Annotated in this window: 2 protein-coding genes; one reads left to right on the top strand and one right to left on the bottom strand. The window is 46.2% G+C overall.

What is annotated here, in order from left to right; translation table 11 throughout:
- The first annotated feature begins 253 nt into the window (after positions 1 to 253).
- Positions 254 to 826, top strand: coding sequence for a DNA polymerase domain-containing protein (locus A3766_RS14580; protein WP_068510504.1), 573 nt, complete (start codon positions 254 to 256; stop codon positions 824 to 826).
- Between the two features lie 20 nt (positions 827 to 846).
- Here the strand turns inward: A3766_RS14580 and A3766_RS14575 are convergent, their stop codons facing one another.
- The gene (locus tag A3766_RS14575; protein ID WP_068510506.1) at positions 847 to 2,829 is read right to left on the bottom strand and encodes an alkyl/aryl-sulfatase; all 1,983 of its coding nucleotides are present in this window, start codon (positions 2,827 to 2,829) and stop codon (positions 847 to 849) included.
- Positions 2,830 to 3,111: the final 282 nt, after the last annotated feature.

The raw sequence follows: 3,111 nt of genomic DNA, 5'->3' as shown, positions 1-3,111 counted from the left end.
CACCACTGACTCCCAGCCTGTTCGGCCCATCGCAGACTCGTTTATTTAATTGACGCTCCTAAGCTCTCAATCCATGTACTGTCAGCCTTTGCGGCAGGCCGGTGGGGCAACTGTCGGCTAAAGATCCATTCGCCAGGCACTTTTCGGTCAAATCGACCAAAATACGACCTTCTTTGGGCGCTGTGAAGCTAAATTCCGGGGCTTAGGCAATAAAAATGAGCAGCAATTTCGGGTATGCTACTTCATCCGAAGGGTGAAAAGGTGCTTTAAACGTCCTATACGCCCGACCATTCGTGGTTCTGAAGCGGGCAGTAAAAAGCGCTATGCCGGTATGGTTGTTAAAAATCAACAACCGGAAATGGTCTTTAAAGGGTTGGAAACGGTTCGCACTGATTGGACAGACGTGGCGAGAGACTTTCAAAAGAATCTTTACCAAATCGTCTTTGATGATCGCGACCCAAGCCAATTTATCAAAGACACCGTGGCGGCCACACTGAATGGAGAACGGGATAATCAGCTGGTTTATCGAAAACGCCTTAGAAGACCGCTCAGAGAGTACGTTAAAAACGTTCCACCCCATGCTCGATCTGCCAAAATAGCCGACGAAAAGAACAAAGCGCTTGGCAAGCCACTACAGTATCAACACAAAGGCTGGATCAACTATATCATCACCCTGAACGGGCCTGAGCCTTTGGACTATCTTGAATCAGACATTGATTACCAACACTACATTGAGAAACAGCTAAAGCCCATCGCGGAAGGCATTCTGCCCTTTATCGGGATGGACTTTGATCGCCTAATAGATAATCAAATGGCCTTATTCTAGGGAACCTAGAAGTAAGTTCCTTAAGGCTCAATGATATTAAAGACACCTCTCGGCTTCTCAAACAACCTGAAGAAACTCACTAAATCCAGCTTACTACCCTCCACCGTCAAATCATCCGAGAACAGGGTTTCTTTGATCCCAGCCTGATCAGTGGCCATTTTGAGAAATAACTCATGAGTCACCTTAAGTGTGGCATCCGCATCACTGACAGGTTCAATTTGTTCAAAATGCAGAACGGCATTTTCAATCCACAAATAGAAATTTACCTGCCTGTCAGTGAAGGTGATATTGATCTTATGATGGCTATCAAAAGCTTCCGGGCCAATTAAACGGGCAGCCATTGATATAAAGAAGTTCTCAAGAGGTGCCTCTCTCAGAACCCCCTCCATCATTGCCACATCAACGCCTTTATCCGGGCCACCATGTCTCAGCTCATAAGCCCCCGTAAGATAATTATCTCGCCAAGGCGCTGATTCCGATTGGTATCCCAATTGATCATAAGCTTTAGCAAGGAGCTCTCGGGCCTTATCGTTGCCAGGGTCAGCAAAGACCAATTTATTCAAAAGTTCGGCTACCCAACGATATTCACCCTGGTCAAAAGCCGATTGAGCAGCAAGTAGAACCCTCTCAGCCCCTCCCATTAAGGCTATGTATTTATCCGCAGATTCTTCCGGAGGAAGCGGATTAAGATTCGCAGGGTTTCCGTCATACCAGCCTAAATACCACTGATAAACCGCTTTTGCATTATGTTTTACCGTTCCATAGTAACCACGGTTGGAAAAGTTACTGGCCAAACTCGGAGGCAACTCAATCTGTTCGGCTATCTCCGTTGGCGTATACCCTGCATTTAATAAACGCACCGACTGATCATGGATATATTTATAAGTATCCCGTTGAGCTTTAAGAAATGTCACCAGTTTTTCACTGCCCCATATCGGCCAGTGGTGACTGCCAAAATAGAGGTCACTTTTCTCTGCGTATTGAATGGCATCATGAATATAACCGCTCCACTTCAAAGCATCGCGCACTTTAGCCCCTCTCAAGGTATATAGGTTGTGGAGATTACGCGAAACCAATTCAGCGCCACACCAGGCTCGGAACTCAGGAAGATAGAAAGTAAATTCTGCAGGTGCTTCTGAACCGGATACCACCTGAAATTCAAATGTCACGCCGTCGATCTCATGACGTTCACCACTCTCGGAAATCAGCACATTGGGTTCTAAGATAGTGAACTGACCAAACGCAGGTTCCTTACCTAAGCCAGAGCCCACATGCCCTCTTTCAGATTTAGGTAATCGCTTTCCGTACATGTACATAGAGCGACGTCCCATTGCCATGCCTGCCACCACATTTTCACTGGTGGCCTCTTCCATAAAGCCTTCTGGCGCGATCACTTTAAGTTGCTGTTGGCTGACTTGTTCTGGAGAGGCAATGCCATGGGCACCGCCAAAGTGATCAATATGAGAATGGGTGAACAAAATGGCGCTAACGGGTCTTTTTCCTAATTGATCATTTACCAGTTTCATTGCCACGCGTGCCGTTTCCACTGTGGTTAACGGGTCTATCACGATCCAGCCCGTCTCTCCACGAATCACGGTCATATTGGCCAGATCGAAACCACGAACCTGATATATCCCCTCTGATAACTGATACAAACCATGCCTGTTGTTGAGTCCCGCCTGCCGCCAAAGACTAGGATTTACAGTTGCAGGAGCTTGTCCTTGTATGAACTCATAGGCCTTTGTGTTCCAGGCCAATTTTCCGGAGGCGGATACTTGAAGGCCTTCTACCGTGGCTATGAAGCCTCGTTTGGATTGTGCGATATCTTCAGAATCTTTGAGGGGAAGTTGCGCTTCGACAGCCTGATTCATTTTTTGTGTTATCTGGGTGGCGGGGGAAAAACCTTCGACCGAACCTATGCCATCAACAGTTTCTGTCTGAGATTGAGTACATCCAGTAATCAAAACCGCAATTAACAGAACCCATGTCCCGTGCTTAAACATAATCTCGAAACTCCCTGTAAAGCGCATGCGTCAGCGCATTGAAAAACCTTGTAAGATCAACTACTTTTAATAGCTATCAACAATAGCTGACCTAGGCACTTAAAAATAGATTTGAAAACTAGGGAACCTCTGAATATTTTAAATCATTTGTATTGCATGAGCAAGGATAGTCGGCAAAACAGGATGTACTTCTACGGAGTTGAGACGCTCAAAGAAGCTGAAGAGTTCGAGCCCTTACCAAGAGATGAGTATGACAAGCTGTTTCAGGCACCAAAAGAGCCT

The sequence above is a fragment of the Oleiphilus sp. HI0132 genome, assembly GCF_001635845.1.
This window is presented reverse-complemented; position numbering and strand designations above follow the sequence as displayed.

Excerpts from the sequence above, each read along its gene's own strand:
- A3766_RS14575 (WP_068510506.1), bottom strand. The coding sequence starts at position 2,829 with ATGTTTAAGCACGGGACATGGGTTCTGTTAATTGCGGTTTTGATTACT.